Here is a 16,811-nt window from a genome sequence, read left to right on the forward strand (position 1 = left end):
GGCCGTCAACCCTCAGAAGTAGGTGTGCAGCACGTCCACGACCACGTCGGCGTCGTCCACCACGGGGATGAAACGCCACTTGTCGAAGGCCGTGCAGGGGTGCGACAACCCGAAGCGCAGCAGGTCACCGACGGCCGGGGAACCGCCGGTCACGTACGTGTGGTGGTCGTTCATCTTCGTCACGGTCAGCCCCTCGGTGACCGGCAGCCCTTCGTCGAAAGGCGCGTCCCGCTTGCCCATTCCCACGATCGCCAGCCCCGGTTCCGGAGTGGACAGCACCTGGGCCCAGATCTCCAGGGCGGCGGCCAGGGACCCGTCGCCCGGCTCCCGGTTGAACGGCGTGCGCTGCCGGTAGAAACCGTCGTCATGGGTCACCGACGCACCGCTGCGCAGCACCGCCCGGACCCGGTGCCCGTCCAGCCACTGTCCCTCGAGCGCCTTGATCACCCGGTCGAACCAGGCGCTGCCGCCCGCCGAGACCAGCACCTCGGGACCGGCCAGGCCGGCGACCGCCCGGACCGCCTCGACCAGCGTGGCCAGGAACGCGTCCACCGTCCCGACGTCGGGCAGCGCACCCTCGTAGGCGGTCACCCCGAGCAGCGAGACCCCCGGTGCGGCGGCGACCGCGCGGGCCACGGCCACGACCTCCTCGACGGTACGGCAGCCCGTGCGCCCACCCGGGTGCCCGAGCTCGACCAGCACCGGCAGCCCGCCCGCGGCCGCCACCGCTTCCACCCCGGCGACCGAGTCGACCTGCAGGAACACCTCCCAGCCGGCGGCGGACTCGGCAGCCAGCCAGCGCAGCGCGGTCGGGTCCAGCACCTCGTTGGCGATCAGCACGCGGGGCACCCCGAGGCGGCGCAGCACCAGGGCCTGGCTCGCCGTCGCCACGGTCATCGCCCACGCTCCGGCGGCCAGCTGGGCGTCCAGCAGCGTCGGGGCCATCGACGTCTTGGCGTGCGGGGCGAAGGAGAAGCCGTACCGCTGCGCGTACGCGGCCATCGTCGCGATGTTCGCCCGTACCGCCGAGTCCCGGACCACCAGCAGCGGCCAGGTGAACGAGCCGTCCAGCAGGTGGTGCCGCGCGGCGGCGAAGTCGCGGGTGGTGATCTCGCCGGCGGGCAGCCAGAAGCCCTTGGCCCGCCAGTCGATCAGCTCGTCCGGAATGTCGAGGGTCATGTCCGTCTCCTCCAGCTTGACCAGGGGGGCGCTTTCGCGCACGCTACTACGGACCACTTACGAACCACTAGGTGTGCGGCGGGGGGCGAGGCGTGCCGGCAGCGATGGTGATCGGCCTGGTGCTGCACGCGAGCCACCGCCCCCGGTTCGAGGAGGCGGCCCGGACCCTGACCGGCGTGACGTTCGCCTGGGCGGTCTACGAGCGCGAGGACCAGATCCGGGAACGGGTCGCCGGGCTGCTGCGCGCCGAACGGCTGGACGGGCTGCTGCTCGGGCTGGTCCCGTACGCCCGCTCCCGGGATCTGCTGCCGCCCGAGCTGCCGGTCGCGGTGACCCGCTCGGCCGCCCTGGATCTGGCTCTGGCCTGGTCGCGGGCCCGCGGTAACGGCTGGCCGGCCACCCCGGTCAGCATCGACACGTTCGCCCAGGAGACCGTCGACGAGGTGGCCACGGCGCTGGAGCTGGACCGGCAGGCGATCGCGTGCCTGCCGTTCGAGCCCGAGCAGCCGATCGCCGACGTCCTCGCGTTCCACCGCGAGCAGCTGGCCCGCACCGGCGCCGCGTACGTGATCAGCGTGCGCACCGGTGTCGCGGCCGCCCTGGACGGCAGCGTGGCCGTGTTGCACGCCCTGGCCACCCCGGGCACGATCCGCGCCGACCTGCACGAGCTGGCCCTGCGCATCCGGCACAAGCGCGCCGACAGCCTGCGCTTCGCCGCCGGGGTGTTCCTCATCGCCAAGCCCGAGGAGAGCCCCGACCTGGACCGCGCCCGGGTCGGCCTGCTGCATCTGCTGCTCAACACCCCGGAGTTCGCGGACGCGTGGATAGACAACCGGGGCCGGCGCGGCGTCGTCGTCTTCGCGCACGCGGCGCTCTTCGAGGCGGTCACCCACCAGTGGGTCGGCCTGCCGGTCCTCGCCGAGGCCCGCGACACGCTGGGCATCCGCGCGGTGGCGGGATTCGGGCTGGGCGACTCGGCCCGGCTGTGCGTGACGCTGGCCGAGCGGGCCGCCGCCCGGGCCGAGCAGGACGCCGATCCGGGGGCCTACCTGATCTCCGACAACGGCATGATGATCGGCCCGATGGGCGCCACCGGCATGCCGCTGACCTACACCTACCGCGAGCACGGCGACATCGAGGCGCTGGCCGGACGGGTCGGGCTCAGCCCGGCGACCCTGTCCCGGCTGGCCGCGATCGAACGCAACCTCGGCGGCCGGCCGGTCTCGCCCAGCGAGCTGGCCCGCTCGCTGGGGATCACCGACCCCAGTGGGCGGCGGCTGATCCGCAAGCTGAGCGAGTCCCGCCTGGCCGTCGACGACGGCAGCTCGCAGGTGCACCGCAAAGGCCGCCCGACCCGGCTCTACCGCCTGGCCATCACCGCGGCCCTCGACGGTGCGGCATGACCTACGACCTGCTGTTCACCGGCGGAGAGGTGCCGGGAACGGGTCCGGCCGACGTGGCGGTGCGCGACGGGCTCATCGCGGCCGTGGGACCGGGCCTGACCGGCGGGGCCCGCACGGTGGTGGACGTCGCCGGGCTGCTGGTCACCCCGGGGCTGGTCGACCTGCACACGCACGTCGGGCCGGGCTACTGGGGCATCGAGCCGGATCCGGTCGCCTGGTGCTCCGGCGTCACCACCTGGGTGGATGCCGGGTCGGCGGGCGCGTACACGCTGGGCGGGCTGCGCCGGGTGGCGGCCGGCACGGACGTGCGGGTGCCGGCGCTGCTGAACATCTCCGCGGTGGGGCTGGCCGGGCGTACCGGGGAGAGCCGCGACCTGGACAACTGCGACACCGCGCTGGCGATCGACACCGTGCAGGCGCATCGCGACCTGATCCGCGGGATCAAGGTCCGCATCGACCGCGAGACCGTCGGCGGCAACGGTGTCGAACCCCTGCGGCGCGCCCTGGCCGCGGCCCAGTTCTGCGGCATCCCGGTCATGGTCCACATCGGTACGGCCCCACCCGCGCTCGACGAGGTGCTCGGCCTGCTGCGTCCCGGCGACATCGTGACGCACTGCGCCAGCGGTATCGCCGCTCCCCTCGGCCCGGCCGTGCGCGCCGCCCGCGAGCGTGGCGTGCTGCTCGACATCGGCCACGGCTCCGGCGGCTTCGCCTTCGACGTGCTGGAGCGGCAGCTCGCCGAGGGGCTCGCGCCGGACACGGTCTCCACCGACCTGCACGCCCGTTCGGTGCACGGCCCGGTCTTCGACCTGCCCACCACGATGACCAAACTGCTCGCCGCCGGCCTGCCGCTGGACGAGGTGCTCGCCGCCGCGACCGTGCGGCCCGCCCGCGCCCTCGGGCTGCCCGGCGGGACGCTGGCCGTGGGCGCGCCCGCCGACCTGGCGGTGTTCCGGGTCGAGGAGGGCGCGTTCGAGGTGGTGGACGCGCACCGCCAGGTCCGGCACGCCCCGCTGCGGCTGGTCAACGAGGCGACGTACGTGGCCGGCCGCCGGATGGTTCCCCGACTGAGCCCGCCGCCCCCGCCGTGGATCCCACTGACCGACGCCCAGCGTGCCGCTCTCGCCCGGCGCGAGCGCGACCTGCGGGCCCTGCTCACCGCGCCGCTGGTCGGCGCGGACGGCCTGGCCGAACAGTTCCCGAGACCGACACCGAGGAGTTCCTGATGCCCCGTGCCATCAACACCGACAAGGCCGCACCCGCCGGCGGCCCCTACTCGCACGCCGTCGTCGCCGGCGACACCATCTACCTGGCCGGCGCGATTCCGGCCCTGCCGGACGGCACCCGGGTCACCGGCAGCTTCGCCGAGCAGGCGCACGCGGCCTTCCGCAACCTGGCCGCCGTGGCCGAGGCGGCCGGCAGCAGCCTCGACCAGGCCGTCCGGGTCGGCGTCTACCTGCGCGACTTCGCCGACTTCGCCGAGCTCAACGAGATCTACCCGCAGTACATCAAGGGCGAGCACCTGCCCGTCCGCACCACGCTGCCGGTCCCGCTGGTCGGCTTCGACATCGAGATCGACGCCGTGCTCTACACCGCCTGACGCTTGCGCACCCATTCGACGGCCTGCCCCACCGCGGCGCGTGACGCCTCGGTGTGGTCGGCGATGTCGAAGCTGTGCTGCCCGTCGGGCACCTCGATGATCTCGACGTCGGCCGCTCTGTCCAGGAACGTCTGCACTCCTGCGGCGAAGCCCGGGTGCTCACGGCCCACCCGGGTGAGCAGGATCGGCGGGGCGCCCGGCCCGATCGCCTCGGCCGGGGCGACGAAGCCCGGCGCGGCCACCATCCCGGGCAGCGGGGTCACCACCGGGTAGGTCAGCGCGATGCCGCGCAGCCAGGCCGGCGCGGCATCGAGCCAGCCGGCGCTGAGCATGGCCCCGCCGGAGAAGAACCACAGCACCACCCGGTCCGCGTCGGCGCGCGGATCGGCCCGGGCGGCCGTCACGGCGGCGGCGACCTGACCCGCCGCCGTGGCGTAGTCCAGCACGAGGCCGTCCGGGCCCGGCGTGATCGGCAGCTGATGCTCCACCACCACGGCGGTCATCCCCTGCGCGGCCAGCAGCTGCCCGTATCCGCGGTAGAGCGGCCAGTCCCGCGGCTGGGCCTGCAGCCCGGGCGGCAGCGGCGTGCCGTGCACCACCACGACCACCGGGTACGGCCCCGGCCCGTCGGGCCGGTAAGTGTCCACATTGTCCGTCCGCGCCGGCTCCCGGACCGGCGGTGACAGGACGAACGGGCGCAGGTACTCCGGGGTGTCAGCCATGCCCGGCACGTTATCGAAGCCCCGGCGACCGCATTGTCCCTTGACAGCGTGGCCGTCCATTTCTCTATAGTGCTAGTAGCCTAGTTAAAGCGAGAAACAGTGATCGACTTTCACCTGGACGTCCGTTCCGGCGTCTCGCCGTACCAGCAGCTCGTGCAGCAGGTGCAGCGGGCGCTGCGACTCGGCCTGCTCTCCGTCGGGGACCAGCTCCCGACGGTCAAGGAGGTTGTGGCGAAGCTGGCGATCAATCCCAACACCGTGCTCAAGGCCTACCGGGAGCTGGAACATCTCGGCCTGGTCACCCCCCGCCCGGGGCTCGGCACGTTCGTGACCCACAGCCTGGCCGACGACTCGCTCGCCGCGCACGAACCACTGCGCCGCGAGTTGCTCGGCTGGCTGGACAAGGCGCAGCGGGCCGGCCTCGACGCGGACAGCATCGAGGCCCTGTTCCTGACGACATTCCGAAAGGCAACCGAGGTGACCCCATGAAACCGGTCCTGCGTACCCAGGGACTGAGCAAGAGCTACGGCAGCCGGCCCGCCCTCATCGACGTCACCCTCACCGTTCCCGCCGGCCGCGTCGTCGGGCTGGTCGGGCCGAACGGCGCGGGCAAGTCCACCCTGCTCAACCTGGCCGCCGGGATGATCGCCCCCACGGCCGGCACGATCGAGGTGCTCGGCTCGCGCCCGGCCGCCGACGCCGCCCAGCTGGCCCGGATCGGCTTCGTGGCCCAGGACACCCCGGTCTACGCCGGCCTGACCGTCGGCGACCACCTGCGGATGGGCCGGCGGCTGAACCCCCGCTGGGACGACGCGCTGGCGGAGGGGCGCGTCGCCCAGGTCGGTCTCGATCCCGCGCAGAAGGCCGGCCGGCTCTCCGGTGGCCAGCGCGCCCAGCTGGCGTTGACCATCGCCGCCGCCAAGCGACCCGAGCTGCTGATCTTCGACGAGCCGGTGGCGTCGCTGGACCCGCTGGCCCGACGGGCCTTCCTGCAGAGCCTCATGGAGTTCGTGGCCGAGCTGGAGGTCGGCGTCATCCTCTCGTCGCACCTGCTCAGCGACCTGGAACGGGTCTGCGACCACATGATCGTGCTGACCGGCTCGCGGGTGCAGCTGACCGGCGACGTCGAGGACCTGCTGGCCACCCACTACCGGCTGGTCGCGGCCCGGGGCGGGCTCGACGCCCTGCCGCCGGGCGTGGAGGTGATCCACGCCGAGCACACCGACCGGCAGAGCACGCTGCTCGTGCACGACACCGTCGGCGCGGTGCCGGGCCTGGCCGCCGACACCGAGCACCTCAATCTGGAGGACATGATCCTCGCGTACCTGACCCGGGCCGCCCTCGGCGCGGTCGGCGCCCGCGCCCCGCAGACCCTGGAGGCACAACGATGATCTGGCTGACCTGGCGTCAGTTCCGCGGCCAGGCCGTGGTGGCCCTCGTCGCGCTGGGCGCCCTCGCGATCTTCCTGGTAATCCTCGGCCTGCAGCTGCGGAACGTCTACGACGCCAACGTCGGCTGCGCGGGCTGCTCCGTGGAGTCCGGTGCGCAGCTGCTCAAAGACAAGTACTTCTCCGTTCTGCTGCTCACCGGCTTCCTCATCATCCTGATCCCGGCCGTCATCGGGGCGTTCTGGGGCGCCCCGCTGGTCGCCCGCGAGCTCGAGGCCGGCACGCACCGGCTGGTCTGGAACCAGAGCATCACCCGGACCCGGTGGCTGGCGGTCAAGCTGTCGTTCGTCACGCTGGCCGCGCTGGCCTTCACCGGCGCCCTCAGCCTGCTGTTCACCTGGGCCGCCAGCCCGTACGACCGGGCGCTCAACGACCGCTTCGACCCGTTGTTCTTCCCCACCCGCAACCTGGCCCCGCTGGGCTACGCCGTCTTCGCCGTCGTCGCCGGGATCACCATCGGGCTGCTCACCAAGCGGACCGTCATCGCCATGGCCGTCACGCTGGCCGCGTTCACGGCGATGCAGATCCTGATGCCCACTGTCATCCGTCCGCATCTGCAAGGGCCGATCACCGAGAACGTGCAGTTCACCGCGGTTGCCGCCCACGGCATCTGGACGAATCCGGCGGGACAGGTGTCGGTGGAGGGCTACGACGTGCCGGGCGCCTGGATGCTGACCAACGAGGCGAAGCTCGTCGACAGCACCGGAGCGCAGCCCAGCAAGGCCGTGACCGAGGTGTGCTTCACCGGTGACTTCGCCAAGGACAAGGCCTGCCTGGAGGCGCTGAACCTGCACAGCGTGCTGACGTACCAGCCGGCCGACCGGTACTGGACCTTCCAGTGGCTGGAGTTCGGGATCTACCTGCTGCTCGCGCTGCTGCTGGCCGGGTACGCCTTCTGGCGCATCCCTCGCGGGCTCAGCTGACCGGCGTTTCCCCGGCGTTCTGCCCGCAGGCGTGGTCTCATCAGGATGATCACGCCTGCGGGACGGGGTAACACGTCGGAAACGTCGAGCTGCAAACATCGCTGGGCGTTCACAGCTCGGCGATCAGGGGGTTGGTTTTGTTCCTCAGCCAGCACGAGCAGGAACGCCTGCTCATCCACGTCGCGGCGGACGTCGCCCGGCGCCGGCGGGAGCGCGGCCTGCGCCTGAACCATCCCGAGGCGACCGCGATCATCACAGCCTTCCTGTTGGAGGGCGCGCGCGACGGGCGGACGGTCGCCGAGCTCATGGACGCCGGGCGCCGGGTGCTGACCCGCGAGGACGTGATGGACGGCGTACCCGAGATGCTGGTCGAGGTGCAGGTCGAGGCCACCTTCCCGGACGGCACCAAGCTGGTCACCGTGCACGGGCCGATCTCGTGATTCCCGGCGAGATCATCGCCGGGGACGGTGACATCACGATCAACGGCGGGCGGCCGGTGCTCGCGCTGACCGTGCGCAATACCGGTGACCGGCCCGTGCAGGTCGGCTCGCACTACCACTTCGCCGAGTCCAACGCGGCGCTCGACTTCGACCGCGAGGCCGCCTGGGGCCACCGGCTCGCCGTGCCCGCGGGCACCTCGGTCCGCTTCGAGCCGGGGATGCCGCGCGACGTCGAGCTGATCCCGTTCACCGGCCACCGCATCGTCCCCGGCCTGCGCGGCCTGGCCGGTGGCCCGCTCGACAGGCTCCCCGAGCCGCCGCCCGCGGACCCCGGCGACATCGAGCCGGCCGGCTCGCTGGACGAGGACACCGGAGAAGACCAGCCGTCGAACGGGAGCCCCCGGTGAAACCAACCGCCGAGCCAGGCCGTCAGGGACGGCGCAGCCAACGGGAGCACAGCGAGGCCACGGCGTGACCACACTCGACCGCGGCCGCTACGCCGCCCTGTACGGACCCACCGCCGGCGACCGCATCCGGCTCGCCGACACCAACCTGCTCATCGAGGTCGAGGAGGACCGCAGCGCCGGACCGCAGCCGGGCGACGAGGTCGTCTTCGGCGGTGGCAAGGTGATCCGCGAGTCGATGGGCCAGTCCCGCGCCACCCGCGCCGAGGGCAGCCCGGACACGGTGATCACCGGCGCGGTGGTGCTCGACCACTGGGGCATCGTCAAGGCCGACATCGGCATCCGCGACGGCCGGGTCGTGGCGCTCGGCAAGGCCGGCAACCCCGACACGATGGACGGCGTCCACCCGGACCTGGTGATCGGCCCCGGCACCGAGATCATCGCCGGCAACGGCAAGATCCTCACCGCCGGCGCGATCGACAGCCACGTCCACCTGATCAGCCCGACCATCCTGGACACGGCGCTGGCCAGTGGCATCACCACGATCATCGGCGGCGGCACCGGCCCGGCCGAGGGCACCAAGGCCACCACGGTCACCCCGAACGCGTGGCACCTGGCCCGGATGCTCGAGTCCCTGGACCACTGGCCGATCAACGTGCTGCTGCTCGGCAAGGGCAACACCATGTCGAGCGAGTCGATGTGGGAGCAGCTGCGCGGCGGGGCCGGCGGCTTCAAGCTGCACGAGGACTGGGGCACCACGCCGGCGGTCATCGACGCCGCGCTGCGGGTCGCCGACGCGTCCGGGGTGCAGGTGGCCATCCACACCGACACGCTCAACGAGGCCGGCTTCGTCGAGGAGACCCTGCGGGCGATCGGGGGACGGTCGATCCACGCGTACCACACGGAAGGGGCCGGCGGCGGGCACGCGCCGGACATCATCACGGTGGCCTCGCACCCCAACGTGCTGCCGTCGTCGACCAACCCGACGCGGCCGTACACCCGCAACACCCTCAGCGAGCACCTCGACATGCTGATGGTCTGCCACCACCTGAACTCCTCGGTGCCGGAGGACCTGGCCTTCGCGGAGAGCCGGATCCGTCCGTCCACCATGGCGGCCGAGGATCTGCTGCACGACCTGGGCGCGATCTCGATGATCGGCTCGGACTCGCAGGCGATGGGCCGGGTCGGAGAGGTCGTCATGCGCACGTGGCAGACCGCCCACGTGATGAAGGCGCGCCGCGGCGCGCTGCCGGGCGACGGCCCGGCGGACAACCTCAGGGCGAAGCGGTACGTGGCCAAGTACACGATCTGCCCGGCACTGGCCCACGGCATGGCCGAGCAGGTCGGCTCGGTCGAACCGGGCAAGCTGGCCGACCTGGTCCTGTGGGACCCGGCGTTCTTCGGCGTCCGCCCGGCCCTGGTGATCAAGGGCGGCATGATCGCCTCGGCCCAGATGGGCGACGCGAACGCCTCGATCCCCACCCCGCAGCCGGTGCTCCCCCGCCCGATGTTCGGCGCCTACGGCGTGGTGCCGTCGGTGACCTCGGTGGCCTTCGTGGCGCCGGCCGCCCTGGACGCCCTGCTGGGCGACCGGATCGGCGCGAAGCGGGCGCTGGTGCCGGTGGCGGACACCCGCTCGGTGGGCAAGGCGGACCTGCCCCACAACGACGCCCTGCCCCGCATCGAGGTGGAACCGGACACGTTCACGGTCCGCATCGACGGCGAGGTGGTCGAGCCGGAACCGGTGACCGAGCTGCCGATGGCCCAGCGCTACTTCCTGTTCTGATGCCCGGTCGCACGCCGGCAGCGGCGGACATGGGATCCGGCCGGCCGCACGACCGCTCCAGCCCGGCGCCCGGCCAATCCGAGCGAGCGGCGCGGTGGCCGGTATGAGCCTGGCGACGTTGCTGGTGCTGGCCGACGGGCGGTTGCCGTCCGGTGGGCACGCGCATTCCGGTGGGTTGGAGGCCGCGGTCGCCGCGGGGCGGGTGCGGGAGGTCCGGGACGTCGGGGGATTCCTGCGCGGGCGGTTGCAGACCACGGGCTTCGTGTCCGCTGCTTTCGCCGCGAGCGCGTGTGCCCGTACCGGAGCATTTATGGATCTTGATCGTGGGTTGGATGCCCGGACGCCTTCGCCGGCGTTGCGGCGCGCCTCGCGGGCGCAGGGCCGGGCGCTGGTGCGGGCCGGGCGGGCCATGTGGGCCCTGCCGGACGTCGGCCGGGAGCCGCATCATCCGGTCGCCCTCGGAGTGCTGGCCGCCGCCGCCGGGCTCGGGCCGCTTGAGGCCGCGGTCGCCGCGGCGCACGGGGCCGTGAGCGGTCCGGCCAGTGCGGCCGTGCGGTTGCTCGGCCTGGACCCATACGCGGTGCACAGCCTGCTCGCCGGGCTGGCACCCGAGATCGACCGGATCGCGGCGGACGCCGCGGCCCGGGCCGACGACCCGGTCGACGCCTTGCCGGCCGCGGGCGCCCCGCTGCTCGACATCGGTGCCGAGCTCCACGCCACCTGGGAGGTGCGTCTCTTTGCATCCTGAACTGCACGAACACGGCCCCGACGAGGTCCCCCACACCCACCCCGACCCCGGTGTCGACCCGCACACGCCGCTGCACCCGGGACCCCGGGCCCTGCGGATCGGGATCGGCGGGCCGGTCGGTTCCGGCAAGACCGCGCTGGTCGCGGCGCTGTGCCGGGCGCTGGGCGCGGAGCTGCGGCTCGCGGTGGTGACCAACGACATCTACACCACCGAGGACGCCGACTTCCTGCTGCGCAACGGGGTGCTGCCGGCGGACCGGATCCGCGCGGTGGAGACCGGCTGCTGTCCGCACACCGCCATCCGGGACGACATCTCCGCCAATCTGGACGCGGTCGAGGATCTGGAGGCGACGCTCGGGCCGTTGGATCTCGTGCTGGTCGAGAGCGGCGGGGACAATCTGACCGCGACCTTCAGCAAGGGGCTGATCGACCAGCAGATCTTCGTGGTCGACGTGGCCGGCGGCGACAAGGTGCCGCGCAAGGGCGGGCCCGGTGTCACGACCGCCGACCTCCTGGTGATCAACAAGACGGATCTCGCGCCGCTGGTCGGGGCCGATCTGTCGGTGATGGACCGGGATGCCCGGGCCCGGCGGGGTGAGCTGCCGACGGTCTTCCTGTCACTGGTCGGGGACAAGGCGGCGACGCCGGTCGCCGACTGGATCCGCGCGCTGGTCGCGGCCCGGGTTCCCGCAGCCTGATGGGCTGCGGGGTGGCGCTCTGATGCGGGCCGGGGCGCGGATCGTCGCCGAGGCCGACGGGCGGGGTGGCACCCGGCTCGCGGTGCTGCGCGGGGAGTCGCCGCTGTTGCTGCGCCGCACCGGGCCGCGGACCGGCGGTGACGTCACCGTGCACCTGGTCGGTGGGGCCGCCGGACCGCTGCGGGGCGACGACCTGCGGCTGGACCTCGAGGCCGGGCCGGGTGCGCGGCTGACCGTGCGCAGTGTGGCCGCGCAGCTCGCGCTGCCCGGCCGCCCCGGCGCGCCGGCGTCGCGGCTGGAGATCCGGGCGGTCGTCGCGGCCGGCGCGACGGTGCGGTGGCTGCCGGAGCCGCTGATCGCGGCGGCCGGCTGCGACCACCGGGCGGTCACCCGGGTCGAGGTCGAGGCCGGCGGCGCCGTGCTCTGGCGCGACGACCTGGTCTGCGGGCGGCACGACGAGCCGTCCGGCGACGTGCACACCGACCTGATCATCCGGTACGCCGGCAGCACCCTGCACCGCCACGAGCTGGCAGTCGGTCCCCGGGCACCGGGCTGGTCGGGCGCGGCGGTGCTCGGTGGCGCCCGGGCCGTCGGGTCGCTCGTCCTCGCCGGTCCGGACCTGCCGGAGGCCGCGCTGCTCGGCGGCGACGCGGCGCTGATGACGCTCGCCGGGCCGGGCATGCTGGCCACCGCCGTCGGCCAGGACATCCGGCAGGTGCGGGCGGCTCTGGACCCGCTCTGCGTCGAACGGCAGCGGCTGCCCGCCCCGGCGTGACCGCTCCGGCTCAGCGCAGCAGCTGCTCGTGGCGGTGTGAAGCGTCCCGGCTCAGCGCAGCGGGGCGAAGAAGGTGCGCAGGTCCGCGGCGAGGGCGGCCGGTTCGTGCAGGGCGACGAAGTGGCCGCCGGGATTGCCGGCAGGCCAGTGCGTGATCGTGTTCCGCTGCTCGGCCAGCCGCCGGAACAGCGGTGGTCCCCCGGCGTAGACACCGGTCGGCACCGCCTTCTGCCCCCGCGGCCAGGCGAACGCCGCAGTGTCGTACATGAACCACGAGGACGAGGCCGCCGTGCCGGTGAACCAGTAGATGCTCGTGTTGGTCAGCAGCAGGTCGCGGTCGATGACCAGGTCGCCGAACTCCTTCATCTTCTGCATGTGCCAGGCCAGCAGCGCGACCGGCGAGTCCTGCCACCCGTACGCGAACGTCTGCGGTGCCGCCCGCAGCAGTGCGTGGTGGTCGACGCCGGACCCGGCCCATTCCTGCATCGCCGCGTAGTCGGCGCGCTCGGCCTCGCTCATGCCCGGCACGTCCGCCTCGGTCGGCATGCCCGGGCCGGCGTTCACGTGCACGCCCACCGCCCGCTCGGGCGCGGCCTCGGCGACCGCGGGGGCCAGGTACGCGCCCAGGTCACCCCCGTGCGAGCCGTACCGCTCGTATCCCAGCCGGCTCATCAGCTGCGCCCAGATCCGGCCCACCCGTTCGACCCCGAAGCCCGGCGTCCGCGGCGCCCCGGAGAAGCCGAAACCGGGCACCGACGGCACCACCACGTGGAAGTCGGCGCTGAGCGTGTCGATCAGGTTGATGAACTCGACGATCGAGCTGGGCCAGCCGTGGCTCAGGATCAGCGGCAGCGCGTCCGGATCCGGCGAGCGGACGTGCAGGAAGTGGATCTCCAGGCCGTCGATCTCCGTGACCCACTGCGGGAAGGCGTTGAGCCGCGCTTCGTACGCCCGCCAGTCATAGCCGGTGCGCCAGTGCCCGGCCAGCTCGCGCAGCCATTCCACCGGCACGCCGCGGTCCCAATCCGCCCCGGGCAACTGCGCGGGCCAGCGGGTCCGGGCCAGCCGCTCGTGCAGATCGGTGAGCTCGTACGGGTCCACGGCGATCCGGAAAGGTCTCATACTGCCGACCGTAGGAGCCGTTGCGGTCAGTTCCCGGCCGCAATCCGCCGGAGGAGGCGCGCCGATGCGACGGGACCGCTGGGCGCTGACCGGGCTGCTGACCGGCGCCGCGGCGGGGGCTCTCTGGGGGTGGTTCGGCAGCGGCGGGTACGAGGCGGGCGACGCGGCCATCGGCACCGGAGTGATGGGCGCCGTCACGGGGGCCTTGGTGGGCGCGATATCCGGTGCCGTCGCCGACCACCGGAACAGGTGGCCGAACAGGGCGGCTCCGCGGCCGGAGAACCGGTCGTGGAGCCGCCCCACCGCTCTAGGCGGCGACCGCGATGGGTACGCCGTGCGTGTCGGTCAGTGCCAGCCGGGTCCGCAGGTTGCCCTGCTCCGCGACCCGGGCGAAGTACTCGGTCCGCCGCCGCTGCAGGCATCCCTTGCGGGTCCGCGGTCCGCCGGCCGCGACGGTGAGCAGCTCCGGAGCCAGCGAGCTGTTCAGGCCCTCGCGGAGCAGGCGCAGCGCCTCGGTGCGCAGCTGCGAGATCCGCGACTCGGTGACCCCGAGTTCGGCGGCCACGTCGCTGAGCGGCTGCTCCTGCAGGAAGGACTGGGTGACCACCAGGCGCAGCCGCTCGGGCAGGGCCTGGATGGCCTGGTGCAGATATCCCAGCCGTTCCCGCTTGAGCAGCAGGTCCTCGGGTCCCTCGGACAGCTCCGGGACCATCTCCTCGGCGGCGCCGGTGGGGAAACCCTGCAGGCTGAGCAGGGCTGCCTTCTGCACGTCGTCCTCGACACTGGCCAGTTCGGCGACGCCGATGCCCAGCATTTCGGCCACCTCGGCCTCGGACGGGGTCCGGCCCAGGGCCGCGGTGAGTTCCTGGCGGGCGGTCGCCGTACGGCGGGCCCGGGCCCGGACCGATCGGCTGGCCCAGTCCTGCCCGCGCAGCTCGTCCAGCAGTGCGCCGCGGATCCGGACAGCGGCGAAGCGGTGGAACGGGATGCCCCGGCTCACGTCGAAGGAGCGCGCGGCACCGAGCAGTGCGGCGAATCCGGCGGACGACAGGTCGTCGGCGTGAACGTGGCCGGGTACGCGGTTGAGCAGTTCCCGAACCAGGTGGCCCACCATCGGCATGTGTTCGCGGACCAGGTCCTCGAGGTCGCGCGCGGATGGCGCGTCGTGGATGATGCCGACGGTGGCGGGGAGTTCGGTCGTCACGGTCACGTGTTCCTCCTCGCTCGTACAAGCCGGCAGGTGAACCGGCTGATGAGGAGAACACTTATGGCCGCAGGGTGCAGTGGCGGCCGAACTCGGTTGCTTTTGTGGTGTTTTTTACGAAAAAGGCTCAGCTATCGGGGGCCGCTCCCCCGGGGCCTGTCTCAGCTGGCGAAGTGCGGGCGGCGCGGTGCGGCGAGCAGGACGCTGAGCTCGCTACGCACCCAGTTCATCCGGCGCACGGCGGCCTCCGGGTGGTCGCCGAACTCCGCCGCGACGCCGGCCGCACAGCCGTCGCTGCCGTGGCGCAGCAGCATGGCGGTGACGGTCTCCTCGACGGTCTGGCGGCTCGGGCACTCGGAAGGCTGCAGGTAGGAGACGAACAGAGCCTCCGCGGCCAGGTCCTGGACGGTGCTGATCATGTGGAACTCCCCGATATGCGACGGCTTGCCTGCTTCCAGCTAACGCTCGCGCCGGTGCCGACCGGAACCGCTCAGGTTGCAGACCGGTATCAGTCATCTTCCCCGTGGGCGTCAACCCGGCCCGCAGGCACGCCGATACGGTTCGTACCGATTTCGGCGAAAGGCTCTCGTCACGGCCGTCGCGGGTCGTCACGGGCAGCGCAGGTTCCTGTCGGGCTCAATTCGACCTTACGCGCAGCTCGGGCGGTCGAACCGGCACTCCGGTCGACCGCCCGAGGAACGCGCGTGTCGGATTTCAGCCCAGGCCCTCCGGCAGGGGCTCGTTGCCGGGGCCGTCGCCCGGGTCTGTGAACGTGTCCGTCACCGCCGGCGTCGTCTCCGTCACGACCGGCGCCGTGGTCGTCGTTGTGACGGCCGGCGTCGTGGTCGGCGCGGACGGCTCCACCGGAGTCTCGTCGTCGTCATCGTCATCGCCGCCCGTGCCGGTGCCGCCACCGGGGTTCACCACGACCGCCGGTGTCGTGGCCGGCGTCGTGCCACCGGCCGGCACCGTCGTGTTCACCGGGACCGGGACGGCCACCCCGCCCGGGTTGATCGAGATGCCCGGGATCGGCGAGTCCTTGGTCGGCACCGGACCGAGCCGGACCGAGCCGTTCGTGAGGTGCTCGACCGGGCGCGAGGGCGCACCGGGCGCCGGCGAGACGAAGGTCTGGCAGGTGTCCCCGCCGAGCTCGAACACCATCGGGGCGGCGTTGCTGGCCTTGTAGCGGCCGGTGAACTCGAGGGTCTTGGTCTGCTGGGGGCTCAGCGGCGAGCGGCCCAGCACGGTGACGCCCTGGCCCTGCTGGTTCAGCTTGACGCCGCCGTTGCCGGACACCACCTGGTCACCCGGCATCATGAACCAGAGCTTCCAGTCCTTGATCGCCGTGTTGTCCCGGTTGGCCAGCGTGATCGCGGCCCGGAACCTGTTGTTCTTGTCCTCCCAGACCGCGTAACTGACCACGCACTTGTTCGAGCCGGTCAGCGTGGTGCTTCCCGCGTTCGGGGTCTTCGGCACGGCATCCTGGGACAGCGCGGCCACCGCGGCGGAGGCGAGCAGGACCGCGCCGACGATGGAGCCGGAGAGGATGAGCACCCGGCGCCGCTGGGTGGTGCCGCCGTTGCGGCCGGGGCCCGCGGGGCCGGACGCCGCGGCGCCGGGCCTGTTCTGGTGCGGCGGGCCGCCGCCACCGGGACGAGCGGGCGGAGTATTGCCGCCACCGGGACGGGCGGCCGGCGCGGGCGGGCGCTCCTCGCGGGGAGGCGGCCGGAGTGCTCCATCGCCACCGAAGGCAGGACGCAGAGCCGGCCCGGCCGGACCGGCATCCGCCACCGGTGGCGCCGGCGCGGCCGCCGAGGCGACGGCCGGAGCCGGTGGCACGGGGCCGAAACGACTGTTGCGCGCCCCGCGCTGCGGCGGGGACGAGACCGGGCCGACGGCCGCCTCGACCTCGGCGACGGAGACCGCCGGCGGGACCGGTGTCCCCGTCGGAGCCGGCGAGACCGGCGCCTCAGCGGCCGGGACAGCGGCGACGCCACGCCCGGGAGCAGCGGAATGCACCTGGGCGAGGCCCGGCCGGACGCGGCCGAAGGAGTCGGTGTCCCGCCGGGCCGACGGCAGGATCGTGGTGTCCTCACCGTTCTCGGCCCAGTCCGGCACGTAGGCGCGGGCGGCCGGCACTCCGGCCGACACCGTGCCCAGCACGTGGGCCAGCTCGGCGCTGGACGGGCGGTCCGCGGGCCGCTTCTCCAGGCAGCGGGCGATCAGCGCGGAGACGGCGCTGGGCATCCCCTCGACCGGCGGCAGCGGCTCGGGCTCCGTGTACTGGTGGGCGCGCAGCAGGGCCGTGGTCGTGCCGACGTCCCACGGGAGCTGCCCGATCAGGGTGCGGTAGATCAGCA

General features: G+C 73.1%; 18 protein-coding genes. 12 read left to right on the plus strand and 6 right to left on the minus strand.

Translation table 11 applies throughout. From position 1 onward, the window contains the following. Nucleotides 1-12: 12 nt before the first annotated feature. Complete coding sequence (locus tag Aau02nite_RS33990) at nucleotides 13-1,179, minus strand: alanine racemase (protein WP_212992697.1); 1,167 nt, start codon at nucleotides 1,177-1,179, stop codon at nucleotides 13-15. Nucleotides 1,180-1,271: 92 nt separating this feature from the next. Between Aau02nite_RS33990 and Aau02nite_RS33995 the strand changes: the two genes are divergently transcribed. Genes Aau02nite_RS33995 through Aau02nite_RS34005 form a run of 3 tightly spaced genes read left to right on the plus strand, consistent with a single transcriptional unit; the run spans nucleotide 1,272 to nucleotide 4,182 of the window. Beyond that, the gene (locus Aau02nite_RS33995; protein WP_246595638.1) at nucleotides 1,272-2,582 is read left to right on the plus strand and encodes a MarR family transcriptional regulator; all 1,311 of its coding nucleotides are present in this window, start codon (nucleotides 1,272-1,274) and stop codon (nucleotides 2,580-2,582) included. After that, nucleotides 2,579-3,808, plus strand: coding sequence for an amidohydrolase family protein (locus Aau02nite_RS34000; RefSeq protein ID WP_212992698.1), 1,230 nt, complete (start codon nucleotides 2,579-2,581; stop codon nucleotides 3,806-3,808). The genes Aau02nite_RS33995 and Aau02nite_RS34000 overlap by 4 nt, the downstream gene beginning before the upstream one ends. Next, nucleotides 3,808-4,182: a RidA family protein gene (locus Aau02nite_RS34005; RefSeq protein ID WP_212992699.1), complete on the plus strand. Its 375-nt coding sequence runs from the start codon at nucleotides 3,808-3,810 to the stop codon at nucleotides 4,180-4,182. Before Aau02nite_RS34000 ends, Aau02nite_RS34005 begins: the two co-directional genes overlap by 1 nt. Here the strand turns inward: Aau02nite_RS34005 and Aau02nite_RS34010 are convergent. Then, nucleotides 4,170-4,904, minus strand: coding sequence for an alpha/beta hydrolase family protein (locus Aau02nite_RS34010; protein WP_246595639.1), 735 nt, complete (start codon nucleotides 4,902-4,904; stop codon nucleotides 4,170-4,172). The two genes, Aau02nite_RS34005 and Aau02nite_RS34010, sit on opposite strands and share 13 nt — an antisense overlap. Before the next feature lie 99 nt (nucleotides 4,905-5,003). Here Aau02nite_RS34010 and Aau02nite_RS34015 point away from each other — a divergent pair, with 99 nt between their 5' ends. The 9 genes from Aau02nite_RS34015 to Aau02nite_RS34055 all read left to right on the plus strand — a co-directional run bounded on the left by Aau02nite_RS34015 (nucleotide 5,004) and on the right by Aau02nite_RS34055 (nucleotide 12,125). Further along, nucleotides 5,004-5,393, plus strand: a complete 390-nt coding sequence (locus tag Aau02nite_RS34015; protein ID WP_212992700.1) for a GntR family transcriptional regulator — start codon at nucleotides 5,004-5,006, stop codon at nucleotides 5,391-5,393. Next, entirely contained in the window at nucleotides 5,390-6,295 is a 906-nt protein-coding gene (locus tag Aau02nite_RS34020) for an ABC transporter ATP-binding protein (RefSeq protein WP_212992701.1), read from the plus strand. The genes Aau02nite_RS34015 and Aau02nite_RS34020 overlap by 4 nt, the downstream gene beginning before the upstream one ends. Beyond that, nucleotides 6,292-7,275 (plus strand): ABC-2 membrane transporter-related protein, encoded by a 984-nt coding sequence (locus tag Aau02nite_RS34025; protein ID WP_212992702.1) that lies wholly within the window; start codon nucleotides 6,292-6,294, stop codon nucleotides 7,273-7,275. Before Aau02nite_RS34020 ends, Aau02nite_RS34025 begins: the two co-directional genes overlap by 4 nt. Before the next feature lie 137 nt (nucleotides 7,276-7,412). Beyond that, entirely contained in the window at nucleotides 7,413-7,715 is a 303-nt protein-coding gene (locus Aau02nite_RS34030; protein ID WP_212992703.1) for an urease subunit gamma, read from the plus strand. Beyond that, on the plus strand, nucleotides 7,712-8,122 hold the full coding sequence (locus Aau02nite_RS34035) for an urease subunit beta (RefSeq protein ID WP_212992704.1): 411 nt from the start codon (nucleotides 7,712-7,714) through the stop codon (nucleotides 8,120-8,122). Before Aau02nite_RS34030 ends, Aau02nite_RS34035 begins: the two co-directional genes overlap by 4 nt. Nucleotides 8,123-8,186: 64 nt before the next feature. Beyond that, nucleotides 8,187-9,905, plus strand: coding sequence for an urease subunit alpha (locus Aau02nite_RS34040; RefSeq protein WP_212992705.1), 1,719 nt, complete (start codon nucleotides 8,187-8,189; stop codon nucleotides 9,903-9,905). A 103-nt stretch (nucleotides 9,906-10,008) separates the two neighbouring features. Further along, nucleotides 10,009-10,653, plus strand: a complete 645-nt coding sequence (locus tag Aau02nite_RS34045) for an urease accessory protein UreF (protein ID WP_212992706.1) — start codon at nucleotides 10,009-10,011, stop codon at nucleotides 10,651-10,653. After that, the gene (gene ureG, locus Aau02nite_RS34050) at nucleotides 10,643-11,350 is read left to right on the plus strand and encodes an urease accessory protein UreG (RefSeq protein ID WP_212992707.1); all 708 of its coding nucleotides are present in this window, start codon (nucleotides 10,643-10,645) and stop codon (nucleotides 11,348-11,350) included. The genes Aau02nite_RS34045 and ureG overlap by 11 nt, the downstream gene beginning before the upstream one ends. A 22-nt stretch (nucleotides 11,351-11,372) precedes the next feature. Next, nucleotides 11,373-12,125, plus strand: a complete 753-nt coding sequence (locus tag Aau02nite_RS34055) for an urease accessory protein UreD (protein WP_212992708.1) — start codon at nucleotides 11,373-11,375, stop codon at nucleotides 12,123-12,125. A gap of 51 nt (nucleotides 12,126-12,176) precedes the next feature. Here Aau02nite_RS34055 and Aau02nite_RS34060 read toward each other — a convergent pair whose 3' ends face one another. The 4 genes from Aau02nite_RS34060 to Aau02nite_RS34075 all read right to left on the minus strand — a co-directional run. Beyond that, nucleotides 12,177-13,247, minus strand: coding sequence for an epoxide hydrolase family protein (locus tag Aau02nite_RS34060; RefSeq protein ID WP_212992709.1), 1,071 nt, complete (start codon nucleotides 13,245-13,247; stop codon nucleotides 12,177-12,179). Between the two features lie 307 nt (nucleotides 13,248-13,554). Next, nucleotides 13,555-14,457, minus strand: coding sequence for a sigma-70 family RNA polymerase sigma factor (locus Aau02nite_RS34065; RefSeq protein WP_212992710.1), 903 nt, complete (start codon nucleotides 14,455-14,457; stop codon nucleotides 13,555-13,557). Nucleotides 14,458-14,612: 155 nt separating this feature from the next. Beyond that, nucleotides 14,613-14,870 carry a hypothetical protein gene (locus Aau02nite_RS34070; protein ID WP_212992711.1) on the minus strand — a complete coding sequence of 86 codons (258 nt, stop codon included), beginning with the start codon at nucleotides 14,868-14,870 and terminating at the stop codon, nucleotides 14,613-14,615. 295 nt (nucleotides 14,871-15,165) lie between these two features. After that, nucleotides 15,166-16,811 (minus strand): cellulose binding domain-containing protein (locus Aau02nite_RS34075; protein ID WP_212992712.1); only part of this gene is annotated, 1,646 nt, incomplete at its 5' end.

This window comes from Actinoplanes auranticolor, from assembly GCF_018332655.1.
Classification (GTDB): domain Bacteria; phylum Actinomycetota; class Actinomycetes; order Mycobacteriales; family Micromonosporaceae; genus Actinoplanes; species Actinoplanes auranticolor.

Coding starts and splice junctions, on each gene's coding strand:
- Aau02nite_RS33990 (WP_212992697.1), bottom strand. CDS start 1,179: ATGACCCTCGACATTCCGGACGAGCTGATCGACTGGCGGGCCAAGGGC.
- Aau02nite_RS34000 (WP_212992698.1), top strand. CDS start 2,579: ATGACCTACGACCTGCTGTTCACCGGCGGAGAGGTGCCGGGAACGGGT.
- Aau02nite_RS34005 (WP_212992699.1), top strand. CDS start 3,808: ATGCCCCGTGCCATCAACACCGACAAGGCCGCACCCGCCGGCGGCCCC.
- Aau02nite_RS34010 (WP_246595639.1), bottom strand. CDS start 4,904: ATGGCTGACACCCCGGAGTACCTGCGCCCGTTCGTCCTGTCACCGCCG.
- Aau02nite_RS34020 (WP_212992701.1), top strand. CDS start 5,390: ATGAAACCGGTCCTGCGTACCCAGGGACTGAGCAAGAGCTACGGCAGC.
- Aau02nite_RS34025 (WP_212992702.1), top strand. CDS start 6,292: ATGATCTGGCTGACCTGGCGTCAGTTCCGCGGCCAGGCCGTGGTGGCC.
- Aau02nite_RS34045 (WP_212992706.1), top strand. CDS start 10,009: ATGAGCCTGGCGACGTTGCTGGTGCTGGCCGACGGGCGGTTGCCGTCC.
- Aau02nite_RS34055 (WP_212992708.1), top strand. CDS start 11,373: ATGCGGGCCGGGGCGCGGATCGTCGCCGAGGCCGACGGGCGGGGTGGC.
- Aau02nite_RS34060 (WP_212992709.1), bottom strand. CDS start 13,247: ATGAGACCTTTCCGGATCGCCGTGGACCCGTACGAGCTCACCGATCTG.
- Aau02nite_RS34070 (WP_212992711.1), bottom strand. CDS start 14,870: ATGATCAGCACCGTCCAGGACCTGGCCGCGGAGGCTCTGTTCGTCTCC.